This window comes from Vibrio sp. CCB-PB317, assembly GCF_022808245.1.
Lineage (GTDB): Bacteria > Pseudomonadota > Gammaproteobacteria > Enterobacterales > Vibrionaceae > Vibrio > Vibrio diabolicus.
Genome location: NZ_JALGNU010000001.1, coordinates 1,321,899 through 1,339,043 on the forward strand (window position 1 = coordinate 1,321,899; position 17,145 = coordinate 1,339,043).

Sequence of the window (17,145 nt, forward strand, 5' to 3'; positions counted from 1 at the left end):
TGGGTTTTTTGTTATCTGCGTCGAGTGAAAATACGTTGTTATGTAATTAGCACACGCAATAGTGAAGAGCTCGCCCAGAATCTAGCAGTACGAGACAAATGATATTTTTCTAAACGGTTTTTCACGTGACAAGCTAATGGCATCATTTGCCCTTGTTGTTAAACGTTATGCCAGTAAATCATCTTTCATTGCTTGTTATTTTTGCGCTTACTTTGCTCGTTAGTAAGAGTGTTATCGCAAGTGAACTTATTCAGCCTCAATACTTAGATAGTGAGCGAACCGATCGCTTTTTCGCGCGCGAAATAGCGCAATCTTCCAAAGAAAATATGCAACTTCGTAACTCACTCGATTGGGGCTATGAACTTGAATTGAAACGTGCATCTGATGAAGAAAAACTAGTATCTAATTGCCAAGACTTAGCTACGGCATACTCTTCGGGCTTTACTGCGGCAAAAGCCTATGAATACGGCGCGTTTAAAGCATATTTAACTCAGTGCCAAACATGGAGTGAGACGGCAAAGTTAGCTGCCTCTAAGCGCTCATTTATATCAGACTTTAAGTTAGACGATACCTTTCCTAATTTCGCTCCAAGTGCACTTGCTTTTGTTATTTCTGACGAAAGTGCAGAGAAAGCAAAGACACTATCAACGTGGGATGAAGCAGACCATATCCAAAGAACTCAGGTCATCAGTGAAGTCAGAGCAGAGTATTACGATTCGACTGATGGCTTTCAGGTTATTACCGTTACCGCAAAAGGTGATTACAACGCTGACGGCATCGAGGATATCGTTATTGAGAAAGAGAATAGTGTACTCAGTGGCTCGTATTCATCTTCACACGGATATGTATTAACCCGTATGTCTGAACAAGCGCTATTTACAGTGTTGGCTGAATGGTAATGAAACGATTGGCGGTCACTTTGGGTTTAAGTGTTGCGATGATGAGCACGTTTGCTGTTGCTAACACCTCGCCCAGAAAAGTCTTTGAATGCTCAGTGAACCAAACTATGAACTTTAGTATTTTTATAGAGCAAGGCAAAGGTGGGATTATCTTTGATGAGTCCATTGGGAATCAAAGCTCTGTTTTACAGCGGATAAAACCTCAAGATTATCGTGTTGAACATTATCATCGAGCGTTGGTAGATGAGAAGTCACTGGAATTTAGTGTTGGTGAGCGCGTCATATTAGTCAGTGAGTACTTTAGCGAGGAGTTAGGTGAGGTAGAGAAGATACTCAGTGTTACTTTGAGAGAGCCTGAGCAAACACAGTACTTTGAATGTGAGGAAGGGAGTATGAGTAACCTTGCATTGCTTTTCCATGAGAGTGCCGAATAATCGATTGCAGAGTAATTATTACCAAAGCGTAATAGTGTTTTCGAATTTACCCTAATTATCTTGTTATTTGTAATCGATATAATCATCCACCTTACCACGGTAAGTAGATTTTCTCATTCAAGTAACGAGGAGGGCTTATGGCCGTAGGGGGGGGCAAACGACGATAGCGTCAGCCAACAAATTCAAAACACAATAGGCGACGAAATTTCCCGTGTTCGTGGCAGTATCACAAAGGGTGAGAGCGCCCATTACTGCGATGAGTGTGGTGATGAGATTCCGGAAGCGCGTCGTCTTGCAATGAAAGGCGTTCGTTTGTGTATCGAATGCCAGTCAACAATCGAATTGACATCTCAACGCCAAGTATTATTCAATCGACGCGCGAGTAAAGACAGTCAACTTCGATAGCTTTGCTTTTCTTGTAAATAAAGAGACGGTTTGAGTCTCATACTCAAACCGTTTTCGTGTTGAGTTGAACTATGAAGCGAAGCAGTCGTTACGTTGCAAAGCAGCATCAATCGCATTCACTAGCTTCTCAATTTCGTCTGGTTTGCTGATAAACGGTGGCATCATATAAATCAGCTTGCCAAATGGGCGAATCCAAACTCCGTGTTCAACAAACAAGGCTTGGATGGTTTCCATATTCACTGGACGATGCGTTTCCACAACGCCAATGGCACCTAACCAACGAGTGTTTTTCACCAAGTCGTATTTTTCAAGTTTTGGCAGTAGTTCAGAAAACAGCGTTTCAATTTGCTGGGTTTGCTGCTGCCAGTTGCCTTGTTCTATCAATTCTAAACTTGCGGTGGCAACGGCGCAGGCGAGCGGGTTACCCATAAAGGTTGGACCATGCATGAAACAACCAGCATCACCACCACAAACAGTATCCGCGACGTGTTTGCTCGCTAGGGTCGCAGAGAGCGTCATGTAGCCGCCAGTGAGTGCTTTCCCGACACACAAAATGTCTGGCTGGATATCTGCGTGTTCGCAAGCAAACAGTTTACCGGTACGCCCAAATCCGGTTGCGATTTCATCTGCAATCAATAACAAGCCGTATTTGTCGCAAAGCCTACGCACGCCTTTGAGAAATTCTGGATGGTAGATACGCATGCCACCTGCGCCTTGAACGATAGGCTCTAGGATCACCGCAGCGAGTTCTTGATGATGTGTTTCAATCTTGTGCTCAAAGTCAGCAAGATCTTCAGATTTCCACTCATCCCAAAAGCCACAAGTTGGTGACTCCGCAAAGATATGCTCAGGCAAAAAGCCTTTGTAGAGAGAGTGCATTGAGTTATCAGGATCGGTAACCGACATGGCCGCAAAAGTGTCGCCGTGATAACCGTGTCGCAAAGTAAGAAACTTCGGTCGGCGTTCGCCTTTTGCATGCCAATATTGCAGTGCCATTTTTAAGCTGACTTCTACGGAAACGGAGCCTGAATCGGCAAGGAATACATGTTCAAGATTACTTGGTGCTAAGGACAGCAACTTCTTACACAAATTGATTGCTGGCTGATGGGTAATCCCGCCAAACATCACATGAGAGACCTGATCGATTTGCTGGTGAGCCGCTTGATTTAAGTGCGGATGATTATAGCCGTGGATTGTCGACCACCAAGAAGACATGCCATCGACAAGCTCAGTACCGTCTTCCAATTTAATGTGAACACCACTTGCTGATTCTACTGGGTAGCAGGTCAGAGGTGTTAATGTCGAAGTGTAAGGATGCCAGATATGCTGGCGGTCGAAGGCGAGATCCATGTGCGATTCCAATAATAATTAAGATTAAAAAATAAACAGGTGTAAACTTTGTTGTTTTGTGTTGTGTTGACAGTTTATCGAGACTCAGTAGACTGTCAACACAACAACAAAAGTGACTAAAGGAATACACGTGGAAGTTCGTCATAACTGGACGCATGCTGAAGTGCGCGATCTCATGGAAAAACCATTCATGGATCTCCTATTCGAAGCGCAGCTTGTACATCGTCAATATCAACAAACCAACCATGTTCAAGTAAGCACGCTTCTGTCGATTAAGACAGGTGCTTGTCCAGAAGATTGTAAGTACTGTCCTCAGAGTGCTCGTTACACCACAGACATCGAGAAAGAGCGTTTGATGGAAGTAGAACGCGTACTCGATGCTGCGCAAAAAGCCAAAAATGCTGGTTCTACTCGATTCTGTATGGGTGCAGCATGGAAAAACCCGAAAGAGCGTGACATGCCGCATTTGACCGACATGATCAAAGGCGTGAAGGGCATGGGTTTAGAAACGTGTATGACATTAGGCATGCTGACGCCAGATCAAGCAAAGCAATTGGCAACTGCTGGTCTGGATTACTACAACCACAACCTAGATACCTCACCTGAGTTTTACGGCAACATCATTACCACACGTACTTACCAAGACCGTTTAGACACTTTGTCTCACGTTCGTGATGCTGGCATGAAGATCTGTTCCGGTGGCATCATCGGCATGGGTGAAAGTGCTAACGACCGAGCAGGTTTGTTGGTTGAACTGGCTAATTTGCCAGTACATCCTGAAAGTGTGCCAATCAACATGCTGGTTAAGGTGAAGGGTACACCATTGGAAGAAGTGGACGACGTTGAGCCGTTCGACTTTATTCGTCTGATTGCAATAGCACGAATTATGATGCCCCAATCCGCAGTCCGTTTATCGGCTGGTCGTGAAAACATGAACGAACAAATGCAAGCGCTGTGTTTTATGGCGGGTGCAAACTCCGTCTTCTATGGTTGCAAACTTCTGACCACGCCAAACCCTTCTGAAGACAAAGACATGATGCTGTTCGACAAGCTCGGCATTAACAGCCAAGAGGTGTCTCAAAAACCTGATGAAATCGAAGAAAACGAGTTGCTGGATCGCGTCGTAGAGCGCGTTGCTGCTCGTCCGACAAAAGACGACCTTTTCTACGATGCCAGCGTTTAAATCTCGTATCGAGTCCGCCCTTGCCGATCGTAAAGCGCAGGGGCTGAATCGTTCGATGAATGTGGTGTTTTCCGGCAACCAATCGATTTTGGAATACGAAGGCAGACGCTACATCAACTTCTCAAGTAATGATTATTTGGGATTGGCCAATGACCAAGCGCTCGTTCGTGCTTGGCAGCAAGGCTTGAGTGTATACGGCAGTGGCAGTGGTGCATCTCCAATGGTCACAGGTTTTAGTGCCGCGCACAGCAATTTAGAAGCGGCACTAACAGAATGGCTGAGTTACGAAAGGGCAGTCCTGTTTGGCTCTGGATTCAGTGCTAACCAAGCTTTGTTATTCACCTTGCTAGAAAAATCAGACGCACTCATCCAAGACCGTTTGAACCATGCCTCTTTGATGGAAGCGGGGGCGTTGTCACCAGCTAAGATGAAGCGCTTCAAGCACAATGACATCGAACACCTGAAGTCGCTGATTAATAGCGAAGACAACCATCTAGTTGTGACTGAAGGGGTATTCAGCATGGACGGTGATTGTGCCCCACTTGCTGATATAGCTGAAGTCGTTCGCAGTCATGATGCTTGGTTCGCCGTCGATGATGCACACGGTATCGGCGTTCTTGGCCAATCTGGCGGTGGCTCATGTGAATTAGCGGCGGTTAAGCCTGAGATACTGATCGTTACTTTCGGCAAAGCGTTTGGTATGTCTGGCGCGGCTATTTTATGTGACCACGCAACGGGGGACTTTTTAACTCAGTTTGCTCGTCACCATGTGTATTCCACGGCGATGCCTCCTGCACAAGCCTATGCGCTCACGCATGCTGTCTCGATGGTTCAAGAGCAGTCTTGGCGACGTGAAAAGCTCACAGAGTTAAGTGAAGTGTATCGAGATAGCCTCAGCGACGTTAAGGGCTTTGTTGAGACTCAAACTTCGATTAAGCCGTTTGTGATTGGTGAATCTGATTTGGCTTTGCGAGTGGCAGGTGCTTGTCGCCAAAACGGTATTTGGGTTACTGCTATTCGCCCGCCAACAGTACCGAAAGGGACGTCTCGTCTTCGAATCACACTCACTGCTAATCACACTAACGAACAAGTTAAAACGCTTTCAATGGCATTGAAGCAAGCATTAGGAACGCAGTAATGGATAATGCAGAGCAAATGAAGTTGGATTGCTTACTGCCTAATAAACAAGCGATCGCCGCTTCCTTTAGTAAGGCAGCTAACACGTACGACAAACATGCCGCTTTCCAGCGTGATGTCGGCCATCGCTTACTAGACAAACTTCCGAATGACTTAACTCATAAACGTGTTTTGGATTTAGGATGTGGTACTGGCTATTTTTCTCAACGTCTTCAAGAGCTTGGCGCTGAAGTGTTTTGTGTGGACATCTCTCAAGAGATGTTAAGCAAAGCTATGGTGCGCTGTGGCCATGAACGAATGAATTATGTGCTAGCCGACGCAGAAAACTTGCCTTTCGACGATACAAGCTTCGACTACGTATTCTCTAGCTTGGCTTTGCAATGGTGTGCCGATTTAAGTTATCCCCTGAGAGAAGTTCGTCGTGTACTAAAAGCTAATGGGAAGGCGGCTTTTTCTACCCTAGCTGAAGGGTCACTGTGCGAGTTGCGTGCATCATGGAAAAAAATTGATGCATATCAACACGTCAATAACTTTCTATCGCTCAATCAGGTAAAAATTGCGTTAGCGCAATCTCGATGTGACAACCATCAACTAGACTTGACCACCATCACAGTTTGGTACGACTCAGCATTTTCAGTTATGCGTGATCTCAAAGGTATAGGTGCAAATCACGTAAGCGGGCGCTCACATGGTTTAACCAGTCGAGAGACTTTGTTGCAAGTTGAGCATGAGTACCAAGCGTTTAAAAATGATCAAGGTCTTCTACCTGCAAGTTATCAGGTTTGTTTTGGAGTAATACATCTATGATTGATGCTTTTTTTATTGCTGGTACGGATACTGATGTAGGAAAAACGGTAGCGTCTAAAGCCATTTTGCAAGCGTTGGCAGCAAAAGGACTAAACACCATTGGTTATAAACCAGTGGCAGCAGGGAGTGATAAGACTGAAGCTGGATGGCGTAACTCTGACGCCTTACATTTACAAGCGGCCGCGACACTCGATGTCGCTTATGATGATGTGAATCCATACGCTTTAGAATTGCCTGCTTCTCCTCACATCGCGGCAAAACATGAACATGTCGAAATAAAATACGAACTCCTCAGTGAAAAGCTGGCTCAACACAAGCAGCAAGCTGATGTCGTTCTCGTTGAGGGTGCTGGTGGTTGGCGTGTGCCTGTGTCAGATACCGACTGTTTATCTACTTGGGTACAAGCAGAGCAGTTACCCGTGGTCTTGGTGGTTGGTATTAAATTAGGTTGTTTGAGCCATGCTTTACTCACGGCTGAGAGTATTAAAGCGGATGGCTTGAATCTTGTTGGTTGGGTGGCAAACCGAGTTAACCCTGGCACTGAGCACTATGCTGATATTATCGAGATGCTTGAAGCGCGTATCGGTGCGCCTAAGCTTGGCGAAATCCCATACATTCCAAGTGCTAAGCGCAAAGAGCTAGGCAAGTACATTAATGTCGAGCCTTTGCTAAATACTGACTGATTGTGTTTAAAATACTAAAAACCAAAGGGCTGCGTAATGCAGCCCTTTTTTATTGGTGTAATCTATAACATCAGATTACTTATCTTGGCTAAGCCCCATCAATGCTTGCTGTGTTTCTGCAACACGCTGAGACATATGATGATCGGTTGAAATACCAAGTTGTTGCTTCGCCTCATCCTCTGAGATGCCTAGATGACAACGTAGTAAATCAATAGCCATTTGATAGTCGTTAGTTTCTACCATGGTTTTTCCCTCAATACATGGAAGTTTTGAGCTCACCTAATGCACCTTTTCATGTACTTAGAGTAGCTCTGTTTTGTTCATCTCACTTGAATCTAGCATGTCCATGTCGCCGCACAATAAGACCAAAGTCTATAGCGGGGCTAACATACTGTTTTTGGTCTAGTAAAATATTTCTAGCTAAGTTGCCTAGAGGTGATAGATTTAACATCAAGGTCATCCATTGATAGGTGAGGTGCGATTCAAAGTACTTTTTATTACGGAAAGGAATGAATATGAATGGAGGTAATGGCTTTTATCAGCACGTGCCTAGAAATCGCTTGAACATAATCTTTCAGTCTCGAAAACAAATGTTGCAATTTATTGCTTAACCTTGTTTTTATCGCGGATAGACTATATCTATAACGCACGGAACATGAAACTTAGCGGAATTGGCTTTTACAGCGATTACCACCTGTTCCTTATAACAATCCGTTTTAAAAAAAACGATAAGCTTCCTCGGAGAAAAGTAATGAAGCGAATTATGTTATTCCTAGCAACTAACCTAGCTGTCGTGCTAGTGCTTAGTGTTGTTCTGAATATTGTTTACGCTACCACTGGAATGCAACCTGGCAGTCTTTCTGGTTTGCTAGTTATGGCCGCCATATTTGGTTTTGGTGGTGCACTTATTTCGTTGATGATGTCAAAGGGCATGGCACTGCGCTCGGTTGGCGGTATGGTCATTGAAAGTCCGCGTAACGAAACTGAGCATTGGTTAGTCGAAACTGTGGGTCGTCAAGCTCAGCAAGTGGGTATTGGTATGCCAACGGTGGCTATTTATGACTCACCAGATATCAATGCATTCGCGACGGGTGCAAAGCGAGATGACTCTCTTGTCGCGGTTTCCACTGGCCTTTTACACAATATGACTCGTGATGAAGCAGAAGCGGTACTGGCCCACGAAGTGAGCCATATTGCAAATGGTGACATGGTCACGATGACATTGATGCAAGGTGTTGTGAACACGTTTGTTATCTTCCTATCCCGTTTTATCGCCAATATTGTGGCATCGAACGATGATGAAGAAGGTCAAGGTACAAACATGATGGTTTACTTCGGTGTATCTATGGTGCTTGAGCTAGTGTTTGGCTTCTTAGCAAGCTTTATTACCATGTGGTACAGCCGTCATCGCGAATTCCATGCCGACGCAGGTGCTGCTCACTTAGTTGGTAAAGAGAAAATGATCGCGGCATTGGAACGTTTGAAGATGAGTCACGAATCTCAACTTGATGGCACAATGATGGCGTTCGGTATCAATGGCAAGCAGTCATTGACTGAACTACTGATGAGTCACCCTCCGCTAGATAAACGTATTGCAGCGTTACGTAGTCAGCAATACTAGTCGTAAAAACTGACAGCGCACACGAAAGTAATCGTTAATTTCCTGAAAAGGCTTGGTTTTGACCAAGCCTTTTTTTTGATCGATTGATCGCTTGCGAGATCCATCACGTATCTACCTACAGAAACAAAGTTATACAAAATAATTTTTGTACAACTTTTAAGGAATGAACTATCTTGTACATATAATAATTTTGTACAACTTGATGGGCATGTAGGAGTAAACACATGGACATACAGTCTGTTGGCAATATCTATCAAAAGCTGAATAAAGCGAACTTACATCTGCTTAAAGACGTATATCACCAAGATGTCGTATTTGAAGATGCTGCTCATCGTTTAGAGGGGTGGCCTGCACTTTCAGATTACTTCACATCATTATATGCCAACGTCATAAGCTGTGACTTTGTTATCCACGAACATCAACAAGTCGGAGATACTGGCTTCCTAACGTGGACCATGGATCTTCAGCATCCCAAACTTCAAAAAGGTGCACCTATTCTCGTTAATGGTGTGTCGCATCTTAAATTCAGCGAAGGCCAAGTTATTTATCACCGAGATTACTTTGATCTCGGAGAAATGCTTTACGAAAACTTACCTTTACTTGGCTCCGTCGTAAAAACCATCAAGCAGAGGTTAGGACAATGAACAATACTATCTTAATCACTGGCGCTACCTCCGGAATAGGGAAGCAACTGGCTTTAGATTACGCGAACTCTGATTGGAGCGTTATTGCTTGTGGGCGAAACAAAGACGTTCTTGCTGAATTGGGGGCTGCTTCTTCTAATATCCATACATTGCAGTTTGACGTGACAAACCATGAACAAACTCAGCAGGCGCTGTCCAGTTTGCCTTTCACGCCGAGTACCTGGGTTTTTAATGCAGGGGATTGTGAGTATATGGACAACGGTGTGGTTGACGCGAAACTCATGGCGCGTGTGATGAATGTAAACGTCGTTGGTGTTGCCAACTGCGTAGAAGGTTGCCAACCACACTTAGATAAAGGGCATCGCATCGTTATCGTGGGTTCTATTGCTTCAGAAGTCGCGTTACCAAGGGCTGAAGCCTACGGCGCTTCTAAGGCCGCTGTGAGCTACTTTGCTCGCACATTAGCTGTTGATTTGAAGAAGAAGGGCATTCAAGTGGTGACCGTGTTCCCGGGCTTTGTGGAAACCCCGTTAACTGACAAAAATGACTTCGAAATGCCGATGATTATTTCTACGCGGCAAGCCTCCAACTCTATCAGAAAACAGTTGGCTGCCAACAAGACTCACATCTATTTCCCCGCGAGGTTTACCAGTATTTTACGTTTTATCTCGTTACTTCCATACAGTTGGCAAGCTCGCCTAACTGCTAAACTCGTGTCATAAGAAGGAATAAAAATGAAAACAGCAGGAAGAAAGAAGATAGCGATTGTGGGGACCGGAATTTCTGGCCTTACGTGTGGTTACTATCTACATAAAGAGCACGATGTCACCGTATTTGAAGCTAACGATTACATTGGCGGGCACACCGCGACGGTGGATGTAAAACTCGATGGTAAAGAATATGCGATTGATACGGGCTTTATCGTTTACAACGATCGCACTTATCCTAATTTCATCAAAATGATGAACGAGATTGGTGTCGAAGGATTGCCAACCCAGATGAGTTTCAGCGTAAGAAACGACGGCAATGGCTTGGAATATAACGGTCATACCGTGTCGACATTATTTGCTCAAAAGCGCAATTGGGTAAATCCTAAGTTCTATCGTTTTATCTTCGAGATCCTTCGTTTCAACAAACTTGCCAAAAGCGTCGCTAGCAAACAATCGAGTCATTCTCAGACGCTAGGTGAGTTTCTTGATGAGCACAACTTCAGTACTTTCTTTTCAGATAACTACATTTTGCCGATGGGCGCTGCAATTTGGTCTTCGACTTTAGCGGACATGCGCGCATTTCCGCTGATGTTTTTCCTTCGCTTTTTCTTAAATCACGGATTGCTTGATGTCACTAACAGGCCGCAATGGTATGTAATTAAAGGTGGCTCTCGTGAGTACATTCCACCTTTGACTCAAGGTTTTATCGATAAAATTCGACTCAATAGTCCGGTAGAAAAAGTGCTCCGTAGTGAGAATGGTGTGGGTTTAAAAGTTAACGGTGAAATGCACTGGTTTGATGATGTCATCTTTGCTTGTCACAGTGATCAAGCGATGAACATGTTAGGTGACATTAGCCCAGTCGAGCAAGAGGTGCTGGGTAATATGGCTTATCAAGCGAATGAAGTGGTGCTTCACACTGATACGAGTTTACTTCCAAAGCGTAAAGCGGCGTGGGCTTCGTGGAACTACCTACTGGAGGGCAGTGAAGACGAACAGCAACGCCTCCCTTCGCTTACTTACAACATGAATATTCTCCAACATGTTCAATCTGAACACACATTCTGTGTCACGCTAAATAGCACTGAGCAGATCGAACCGAGCAAAGTATTACGGACGTTTACCTATCACCATCCAGTGTTCTCCACCGACTCTATCGCTGCACAGCAACGTAAAGAAGAGGTGCAAGGGCTGAACAATACTTGGTTCTGCGGCGCTTATTGGTACAACGGTTTCCACGAGGATGGCGTTCGCAGCGCATTGGACGTAGTGAAAGGGCTTGAAGAGAAATATCGCGTTCAAACTGCTGTCAACTTAGAAAAAGGTGCAGCGTGATATGGATAGCCAAATGAACAGCCAGTTGTTTGTTGGCAACGTTCGACATCGCAGGTTCACGCCGATAAAACATGAATTGAACTACTCATTGTTTATGCCAGCTATTGACGTCGATGAGCTAAAAAAACTAGAGGAAAAAGTTTGGGGTTTTGGCTCTCGTTGGTGGCATTGGGCACGCTTTAAACGCAGTGACTATGTTGGTGAGGGCTGCTTAAAGGTGGCCGTGCACGACAAAATTGAAGAGTTAACAGGCGTTCGTTGTGCCGGCAAAGTCATCGCTGTTTGTCATTTGCGCTATTTAGGACTTTATTTTAGTCCGGTGAATTTCTACTACGTTTATAACAAAGAAGGGGAATGGAAATACCTCTTAGCTGAAGTCAGCAATACACCTTGGAACGAGCGTCATTACTACGCAGTCGCTGCTGAGCAAAACGATGAAAACTTTGGATGGGAACAAGAGAAAGCCTTTCATGTTTCTCCGTTTAATCCAATTGACCAACAGTATCACTGGAAGATTAAACCACTGACGGACAAGTTAAGGATTCATCTTGAATGCCACAAAAGCGAAAAGCACTTTGATGCGACGATGACAATGAAAGCTCAAGTGTTTTCGAGCAAAAGCTTATTGAAGTGTTTGATCGTTACGCCAATACAGACGGTAAAAGTAATGGTTGGTATTTATTGGCACGCATTAAAACTTTGGGTGAAAGGCGCGCCTTTTTATTCTCATCCTAAATATTCAACACACGACGAAATAGAAGCCGACACTAAAAAAACAGACAAAAAAAATAAAAAGCACAAGGAGAATTCTGCATGTTAAATACCAGTTCTATGACATTGCCGCGCAAATTGACGACAACACAAAAGGCGGCTCGCGGAGTTATTTTTCAATGTCTGCAAAAAATGGAAATCGGCTGCTTAACTGTTATTGAAAGCTTTAAGACGGAAACGACAGAAAGAAGCGAGCGCTTTAATGCGCCCAACGGTGAATACAGCGGTCAGCCTGTTGTGGCGACGATTGAGGTAAAGCATCCTGGCTTTTACTCGCGAATCTTGCAAGGTGGCAGCATTGCAGCGGGTGAGGCTTATATGGATGGTTGGTGGGACAGCCCGGATCTAACCTCGTTAATGAAACTTATGGCTCTCAATATGCGAGCGCTAGATAAACTTGAAGAGAAAGGAAGTTGGATGACTAAAATACTGTACAAGTTCAGTCATTGGACCAACCGCAATTCTCAAGAGAACTCTCGTAAAAACATTCATGCGCATTACGACTTGGGCAACAATTTGTACGAGTCATTTTTAGACGACAACATGCTGTACTCATCGGCCTTATATGTGCAAGACAACGATACTTTGGAACAAGCGCAAATCAACAAAATGGATCGTTTGTGCCAGCAACTTGAGCTTCAACCATCCGATCGAGTGATTGAGATAGGTACAGGTTGGGGGGCTATGGCCATTTACATGGCAGAGCAATATGGTTGTCATGTAACGACAACGACGATTTCTGAAGAGCAGCATGCCTACGCTGAACAAAAAATTAGAGAGCGAAATTTGGGTGATAAGATCACTCTATTAAAACAAGACTATCGAGACCTTTCGGGGCACTACGATAAGTTAGTCTCGATAGAAATGATCGAAGCGGTTGGAAAACAATTTTTGCCTTCCTACATCAAGCAATGCCAATCATTACTCAAGCCGGGTGGTTTAATGGCAATTCAAGCCATCACTATCGCTGACCAGCGTTATGATTACTACAGTAACAACGTTGACTTTATCCAGAAATACATCTTTCCAGGTGGGTTCTTACCTTCGGTTACATCTTTAACTCAAGCTGCGACCAAATACAGTGACTTGGTGGTGAGAGACTTATTTGATATTGGTCTGGACTATGCGAAAACCTTGAGCGAGTGGCACTCTAGATTTAATCAAGCTGAAGATCACGTACGCTCTCTCGGTTATGACGACCGCTTTGTCCGCATGTGGCGCTACTACCTTAGTTATTGTGAAGGTGGGTTTTTAGCTCGAAGTATCAGTGCCGTTCACATGACATTCCAGCGACCTTAAACCGTTATGAAGTTGCTGATTGCCTCTACATGGTTCCAGCTCTGTTGGTTCTCTGCAGTGCTTGGGACCTATCAATGGCAGTGGCTAACACTGATCTTAACATTTATTACTCTTGTCTATTGTTGGAGGACGGACGCTTCTGCCTTGAAGCACATCGCGAGTATCGTTTTGGCGGGTGTAGTGCTCGATACGCTCAATCAACAGTTTTCTGTTTTTGTCTTTCCAACACAATGGTTACCCATTTGGTTGTTGTGCCTTTGGGTTCTGTTCTCTTGGTATGCCTATCAGCTCAAGCCTGTTTTGTACCGTTTCCCAAAAATCTACGTATCAATTGTAGGTGGCGTTGGAGGAACCGTCAGTTACTACGCCGGTTACAAGCTCCAAGTCGTTGAATATGGATTTAATACCAGCGTTACGTTGGTCATTCTATTTGCTGAATGGTTTGCCATGACGCTTTTAATACTCAAGGTATACGGATATGAAAAGCTTGAAGAGAGATTTAACCCAGAGGCTGATTAAGGTAGTTGCTTCTCTAGTAGTTATGGGCTCCTTTGCTCTACAAGCTCAGCCAGTTGGAAACAGTGAAAACGCAGATAAGATGTCGAGTTGGAAGGGGTGGAAAACCGTCGGTGAGGCACAACTCACATGGTTCATCTTCGATATATATCAGTCTCGACTAAGCGCACCTGATGGAAAGTTCATTGTAAATGGCGATGTATCACCACACCCTCTGGCATTGGAGATTAACTATCAAAGAGACATCAGCAAGCAGCAGTTGCTTGATGTAACTGATGAGCAATGGGCAAAACTTGGTTTTACTGAACCATATCGAAAAAGTTGGATCAGTGAACTAAACCGTATGTTCCCTGATATAAAAAAAGGCGATGAGCTTACTTACTTAACCGATGGTAAAACTGGTCAGCTTCTTTACCGACAAGCTGGCATTGCACAAATCAAGACAGTCGGCTTCGTTCAAGATGAGCGAATGAACGATGCGTTTTTGTCTATATGGTTGTCACCTAATACAGAGTTCCCGAAACTTCGAAAACAATTAATAGGGCAGGTTAGATAGTGCTTAAACGAATTTTAAAATCAGTCGCCTTGGCCGCTGCGGCCTTACTTTCAGCATGCTCAGCAGATATCGATAATTATCAATCTTCTACACCGACTTTTGATTTATTCGGCTATTTTGAGGGCGATACAAAGGCGTGGGGGATGGTCCAAGATTACACTGAACAACAAACTCGTCGTTTTGAAGTCGACATAGTGGGTACTGTGGAAGGTAACACGTTGACGCTGGTGGAAGACTTTGTGTTTGATGATGGAGAGGTTGACCAGCGAATTTGGGTTATTACCAAATTAGAAGATGGACGCTATGAAGGTAAAGCAGAGGATATTATTGGTGTAGCAACAGGGGCTGAGCAAGGCAATGCGTTGCAGTGGCGGTATGACTTTGAGTTGCAAATGGATGACTCAACAGTAACGGTCGCTTTTGATGATTGGCTTTATCGTCAGGACGAGAAGCATGTTTTCAACCTCACCAAAATTAAAAAGTTTGGTATAGAGGTCGGGACAATAACCTTATTCTTCCAAAAACAGCCATAATAGTTGAGTGATTTATCCTCTTGCATTACCACCAAATAACCGAAATTATTTCTTCCTAACTAAAAAGGTTGACGCTTTCACGTCAACCTTTTCAATTGCAGATCATCAAGGTGTGATTACAGCTTATCTGTCAGCTCAACCGCTTGACCAATGTAGTTCGCTGGCGTCATCTCTTTCAGACGTGCTTTCTCGTGCTCAGGGAGCTCAAGACCGTCGATGAAGTTGCGCATTGCTTCGCCGTCTACACGCTTACCACGAGTTAGCTCTTTTAGCTTCTCATATGGCTTCTCGATGCCGTAACGACGCATAACTGTTTGTACTGGCTCTGCTAGTACTTCCCAGTTTTTATCTAGTTCAGCAAGAAGCGCTTCACGGTTTACTTCTAGCTTGCTGATGCCTTTAAGCGTAGAAGTGTAAGCGATGATTGCGTAGCCAACACCAACACCAAGGTTACGTAGAACCGTTGAGTCAGTTAGGTCACGTTGCCAACGAGAGATAGGCAGCTTTTGTGCTAGGTGGCCGAATACAGCGTTCGCAAGACCTAGGTTACCTTCTGAGTTTTCAAAGTCGATTGGGTTAACTTTGTGAGGCATTGTTGAAGAACCGATCTCACCAGCAATAGTTTTTTGCTTAAAGTGGCCTAGTGCAATGTAACCCCAAACGTCACGGTCGAAGTCAATCAGGATAGTGTTGAAACGAGCGATAGCGTCGAACAGCTCAGCGATGTAATCATGCGGCTCGATTTGTGTTGTGTAAGGGTTCCAAGTTACGCCTAGAGACTCTGTAATGAATTCTTCAGAGAACTTGTGCCAATCTAGCTCTGGGTAAGCAGAAAGGTGTGCGTTGTAGTTACCTACTGCACCGTTGATTTTCGCTAGGATCTCAACGTTTTCGATTTGCTTGAATTGACGTTCCATACGGTACGCCACGTTTGCCATTTCTTTACCCATTGTAGATGGAGAAGCAGGCTGGCCGTGTGTACGAGATAGAAGAGGAATGTCGCGGTATTCAACTGCGAGTGCTTTGATAGCGTCAATTAGGTTACGGATTTCTGGAAGAATCACTTGCTCACGTGCTTCTTTTAGCATTAACGCATGAGAGGTGTTATTGATGTCTTCAGAAGTACATGCAAAGTGGAAGAACTCATTAACAGCGTGCAGTTCAGGAACGTCTGCTACTTTCTCTTTTAAGAAGTACTCAACCGCTTTAACGTCGTGGTTAGTTGTACGCTCGATTTCTTTAATACGGCGTGCATCTTCTTCAGAGAAGTTAGCAGCAAGGTCGTCTAGGAATTGGTTAGCTTCTGCGCTGAATGCTGGCACTTCTGCAATTTCAGCAGTAGCCGCTAGCTTCTGTAGCCAACGAATTTCTACGATAGTACGGTATTTTAGTAGACCGTACTCGCTGAAAATTTCGCGTAACGCAATCGTCTTACTTCCGTAACGGCCGTCTACTGGTGAAACAGCAGTCAATGCTGACAGTTCCATGATGTTCTCCTGAATTGGGTTTCTAAATTTCGTGAGCGTTATACCAATAACTGTGGCAATTGTCACGAATATTGCGCAAACGTTTGCGCGGGATTTGTTTTATTCGAAAAAAAGTAGCTCGCGATAAACGCGAGCTAGCAGAGTATTCTACATTCTGGCTAACAGGATTTGAGCCTGTTCGACCATTTTCTTTCGGCCAAAAATTAGATGACGACGTTTACCGCCTACTTGGCGCCACAGAACAGCACTACGAATGCCAGATAGCAGTAGAGCACGGACTTTGTGTTGGCTGGCCGTTTGTTGCAGTACAGAAGGCGTGCCTGTTACTTGAATGCGTGGTCCTATAGGGCTAACAACATCCAAGTAGATGCTTGCTAAATTGCTGATCATCTGATCATCTAGCAGTTCAAAATGCTCTGACTGGCGCTTGGCCATCTGGATACGGTCACCAAGCTGGGACATGGCATCGTTGCGAGCGCTTAACTTACGTTCTAGCGCCATTAAGCTAATGATGTAACGAGTGATCTCACTGCCTGATGGGGTGCTATCAATCCCTTTAACCAGACACTCCAGACCGAGCTTTAGATCGGCTTCGCGACCGAATACGCCAACGGTGTTAGCAGGGTTTGTGTTCAAAATAGCGTTGATTGATGTTTCAAAAGCATCTTGATCACAATGCCCGTTTCTCGCAACTTGTTGAACCAAAGCGACAGCTTGGCAAATACCAGCGAAAGCGATAGTACGGTCATAAAGTGTATTCGCCACGTAACGACTC

Annotated in this window: 19 protein-coding genes and 1 pseudogene; 16 read left to right on the top strand and 4 right to left on the bottom strand. The window is 44.5% G+C overall.

What is annotated here, in order from left to right; all coding sequences use genetic code 11:
* Positions 1–167: 167 nt before the first annotated feature.
* From MTR11_RS06160 to MTR11_RS06170, 3 genes and pseudogenes are all read left to right on the top strand, one after another.
* On the top strand, positions 168–899 hold the full coding sequence (locus MTR11_RS06160; protein ID WP_243327145.1) for an ATPase: 732 nt from the start codon (positions 168–170) through the stop codon (positions 897–899).
* Positions 893–1,333, top strand: a complete 441-nt coding sequence (locus tag MTR11_RS06165; protein WP_243327146.1) for a hypothetical protein — start codon at positions 893–895, stop codon at positions 1,331–1,333. The genes MTR11_RS06160 and MTR11_RS06165 overlap by 7 nt, the downstream gene beginning before the upstream one ends.
* Before the next feature lie 147 nt (positions 1,334–1,480).
* Positions 1,481–1,738, top strand: a pseudogene (locus MTR11_RS06170) (DksA/TraR family C4-type zinc finger protein); the annotation flags it as partial.
* Between the two features lie 69 nt (positions 1,739–1,807).
* Here MTR11_RS06170 and bioA read toward each other — a convergent pair.
* Positions 1,808–3,088 (bottom strand): adenosylmethionine--8-amino-7-oxononanoate transaminase, encoded by a 1,281-nt coding sequence (bioA, locus tag MTR11_RS06175; RefSeq protein ID WP_243327147.1) that lies wholly within the window; start codon positions 3,086–3,088, stop codon positions 1,808–1,810.
* A gap of 130 nt (positions 3,089–3,218) precedes the next feature.
* Here bioA and bioB point away from each other — a divergent pair, with 130 nt between their 5' ends.
* The 4 genes from bioB to bioD are packed head-to-tail and all read left to right on the top strand — an operon-like array spanning position 3,219 to position 6,898.
* Positions 3,219–4,271: a biotin synthase BioB gene (gene bioB, locus MTR11_RS06180; RefSeq protein WP_012841957.1), complete on the top strand. Its 1,053-nt coding sequence runs from the start codon at positions 3,219–3,221 to the stop codon at positions 4,269–4,271.
* Positions 4,258–5,409 (top strand): 8-amino-7-oxononanoate synthase, encoded by a 1,152-nt coding sequence (gene bioF / locus MTR11_RS06185; protein ID WP_243327148.1) that lies wholly within the window; start codon positions 4,258–4,260, stop codon positions 5,407–5,409. The genes bioB and bioF overlap by 14 nt, the downstream gene beginning before the upstream one ends.
* Complete coding sequence (gene bioC / locus MTR11_RS06190) at positions 5,409–6,215, top strand: malonyl-ACP O-methyltransferase BioC (protein ID WP_237283765.1); 807 nt, start codon at positions 5,409–5,411, stop codon at positions 6,213–6,215. The genes bioF and bioC overlap by 1 nt, the downstream gene beginning before the upstream one ends.
* A complete protein-coding gene (bioD, locus tag MTR11_RS06195) occupies positions 6,212–6,898 on the top strand; it encodes a dethiobiotin synthase (RefSeq protein WP_005390831.1) in 687 nt (228 codons plus the stop codon). Before bioC ends, bioD begins: the two co-directional genes overlap by 4 nt.
* 75 nt (positions 6,899–6,973) lie before the next feature.
* Here bioD and MTR11_RS06200 read toward each other — a convergent pair whose 3' ends face one another.
* Positions 6,974–7,177, bottom strand: a complete 204-nt coding sequence (locus MTR11_RS06200; RefSeq protein ID WP_162860661.1) for a hypothetical protein — start codon at positions 7,175–7,177, stop codon at positions 6,974–6,976.
* Between the two features lie 472 nt (positions 7,178–7,649).
* Here MTR11_RS06200 and htpX point away from each other — a divergent pair, with 472 nt between their 5' ends.
* The 9 genes from htpX (at position 7,650) to MTR11_RS06245 (ending at position 14,883) form a co-directional block, all read left to right on the top strand.
* Entirely contained in the window at positions 7,650–8,519 is an 870-nt protein-coding gene (gene htpX / locus MTR11_RS06205; RefSeq protein ID WP_237283766.1) for a protease HtpX, read from the top strand.
* Positions 8,520–8,743: 224 nt separating this feature from the next.
* Positions 8,744–9,163, top strand: a complete 420-nt coding sequence (locus tag MTR11_RS06210; protein WP_005390833.1) for a nuclear transport factor 2 family protein — start codon at positions 8,744–8,746, stop codon at positions 9,161–9,163.
* The gene (locus tag MTR11_RS06215) at positions 9,160–9,885 is read left to right on the top strand and encodes an SDR family oxidoreductase (RefSeq protein WP_006743053.1); all 726 of its coding nucleotides are present in this window, start codon (positions 9,160–9,162) and stop codon (positions 9,883–9,885) included. The genes MTR11_RS06210 and MTR11_RS06215 overlap by 4 nt, the downstream gene beginning before the upstream one ends.
* A gap of 12 nt (positions 9,886–9,897) precedes the next feature.
* Positions 9,898–11,208: an NAD(P)/FAD-dependent oxidoreductase gene (locus tag MTR11_RS06220; RefSeq protein ID WP_074191108.1), complete on the top strand. Its 1,311-nt coding sequence runs from the start codon at positions 9,898–9,900 to the stop codon at positions 11,206–11,208.
* Position 11,209: 1 nt separating this feature from the next.
* The gene (locus MTR11_RS06225; RefSeq protein ID WP_243327149.1) at positions 11,210–12,028 is read left to right on the top strand and encodes a DUF1365 domain-containing protein; all 819 of its coding nucleotides are present in this window, start codon (positions 11,210–11,212) and stop codon (positions 12,026–12,028) included.
* A complete protein-coding gene (locus MTR11_RS06230) occupies positions 12,022–13,278 on the top strand; it encodes an SAM-dependent methyltransferase (RefSeq protein ID WP_243327150.1) in 1,257 nt (418 codons plus the stop codon). Before MTR11_RS06225 ends, MTR11_RS06230 begins: the two co-directional genes overlap by 7 nt.
* Positions 13,279–13,284: 6 nt before the next feature.
* Positions 13,285–13,797: a DUF2878 domain-containing protein gene (locus MTR11_RS06235; protein WP_046874769.1), complete on the top strand. Its 513-nt coding sequence runs from the start codon at positions 13,285–13,287 to the stop codon at positions 13,795–13,797.
* Complete coding sequence (locus MTR11_RS06240) at positions 13,757–14,350, top strand: hypothetical protein (protein ID WP_182018974.1); 594 nt, start codon at positions 13,757–13,759, stop codon at positions 14,348–14,350. Before MTR11_RS06235 ends, MTR11_RS06240 begins: the two co-directional genes overlap by 41 nt.
* Complete coding sequence (locus tag MTR11_RS06245) at positions 14,350–14,883, top strand: DUF3833 domain-containing protein (protein ID WP_374072668.1); 534 nt, start codon at positions 14,350–14,352, stop codon at positions 14,881–14,883. Before MTR11_RS06240 ends, MTR11_RS06245 begins: the two co-directional genes overlap by 1 nt.
* A gap of 116 nt (positions 14,884–14,999) precedes the next feature.
* Here the strand turns inward: MTR11_RS06245 and purB are convergent, their stop codons facing one another.
* Together purB and hflD are read right to left on the bottom strand one after the other, a co-directional pair.
* Entirely contained in the window at positions 15,000–16,370 is a 1,371-nt protein-coding gene (gene purB / locus MTR11_RS06250; RefSeq protein WP_005390853.1) for an adenylosuccinate lyase, read from the bottom strand.
* Between the two features lie 147 nt (positions 16,371–16,517).
* Positions 16,518–17,135 carry a high frequency lysogenization protein HflD gene (gene hflD, locus MTR11_RS06255; RefSeq protein WP_046874772.1) on the bottom strand — a complete coding sequence of 206 codons (618 nt, stop codon included), beginning with the start codon at positions 17,133–17,135 and terminating at the stop codon, positions 16,518–16,520.
* Positions 17,136–17,145 lie beyond the last annotated feature (10 nt).

Bases quoted from the DNA above. Each gene is read 5' to 3' on its own strand.
- MTR11_RS06165 (WP_243327146.1), top strand. From the start codon at position 893: ATGGTAATGAAACGATTGGCGGTCACTTTGGGTTTAAGTGTTGCGATG.
- MTR11_RS06235 (WP_046874769.1), top strand. From the start codon at position 13,285: ATGAAGTTGCTGATTGCCTCTACATGGTTCCAGCTCTGTTGGTTCTCT.
- MTR11_RS06240 (WP_182018974.1), top strand. From the start codon at position 13,757: ATGAAAAGCTTGAAGAGAGATTTAACCCAGAGGCTGATTAAGGTAGTT.
- bioF (WP_243327148.1), top strand. From the start codon at position 4,258: ATGCCAGCGTTTAAATCTCGTATCGAGTCCGCCCTTGCCGATCGTAAA.
- MTR11_RS06230 (WP_243327150.1), top strand. From the start codon at position 12,022: ATGTTAAATACCAGTTCTATGACATTGCCGCGCAAATTGACGACAACA.
- MTR11_RS06210 (WP_005390833.1), top strand. From the start codon at position 8,744: ATGGACATACAGTCTGTTGGCAATATCTATCAAAAGCTGAATAAAGCG.
- MTR11_RS06225 (WP_243327149.1), top strand. From the start codon at position 11,210: ATGGATAGCCAAATGAACAGCCAGTTGTTTGTTGGCAACGTTCGACAT.
- MTR11_RS06220 (WP_074191108.1), top strand. From the start codon at position 9,898: ATGAAAACAGCAGGAAGAAAGAAGATAGCGATTGTGGGGACCGGAATT.
- MTR11_RS06215 (WP_006743053.1), top strand. From the start codon at position 9,160: ATGAACAATACTATCTTAATCACTGGCGCTACCTCCGGAATAGGGAAG.
- bioD (WP_005390831.1), top strand. From the start codon at position 6,212: ATGATTGATGCTTTTTTTATTGCTGGTACGGATACTGATGTAGGAAAA.
- purB (WP_005390853.1), bottom strand. From the start codon at position 16,370: ATGGAACTGTCAGCATTGACTGCTGTTTCACCAGTAGACGGCCGTTAC.
- bioC (WP_237283765.1), top strand. From the start codon at position 5,409: ATGGATAATGCAGAGCAAATGAAGTTGGATTGCTTACTGCCTAATAAA.
- htpX (WP_237283766.1), top strand. From the start codon at position 7,650: ATGAAGCGAATTATGTTATTCCTAGCAACTAACCTAGCTGTCGTGCTA.
- MTR11_RS06160 (WP_243327145.1), top strand. From the start codon at position 168: ATGCCAGTAAATCATCTTTCATTGCTTGTTATTTTTGCGCTTACTTTG.
- bioA (WP_243327147.1), bottom strand. From the start codon at position 3,088: ATGGATCTCGCCTTCGACCGCCAGCATATCTGGCATCCTTACACTTCG.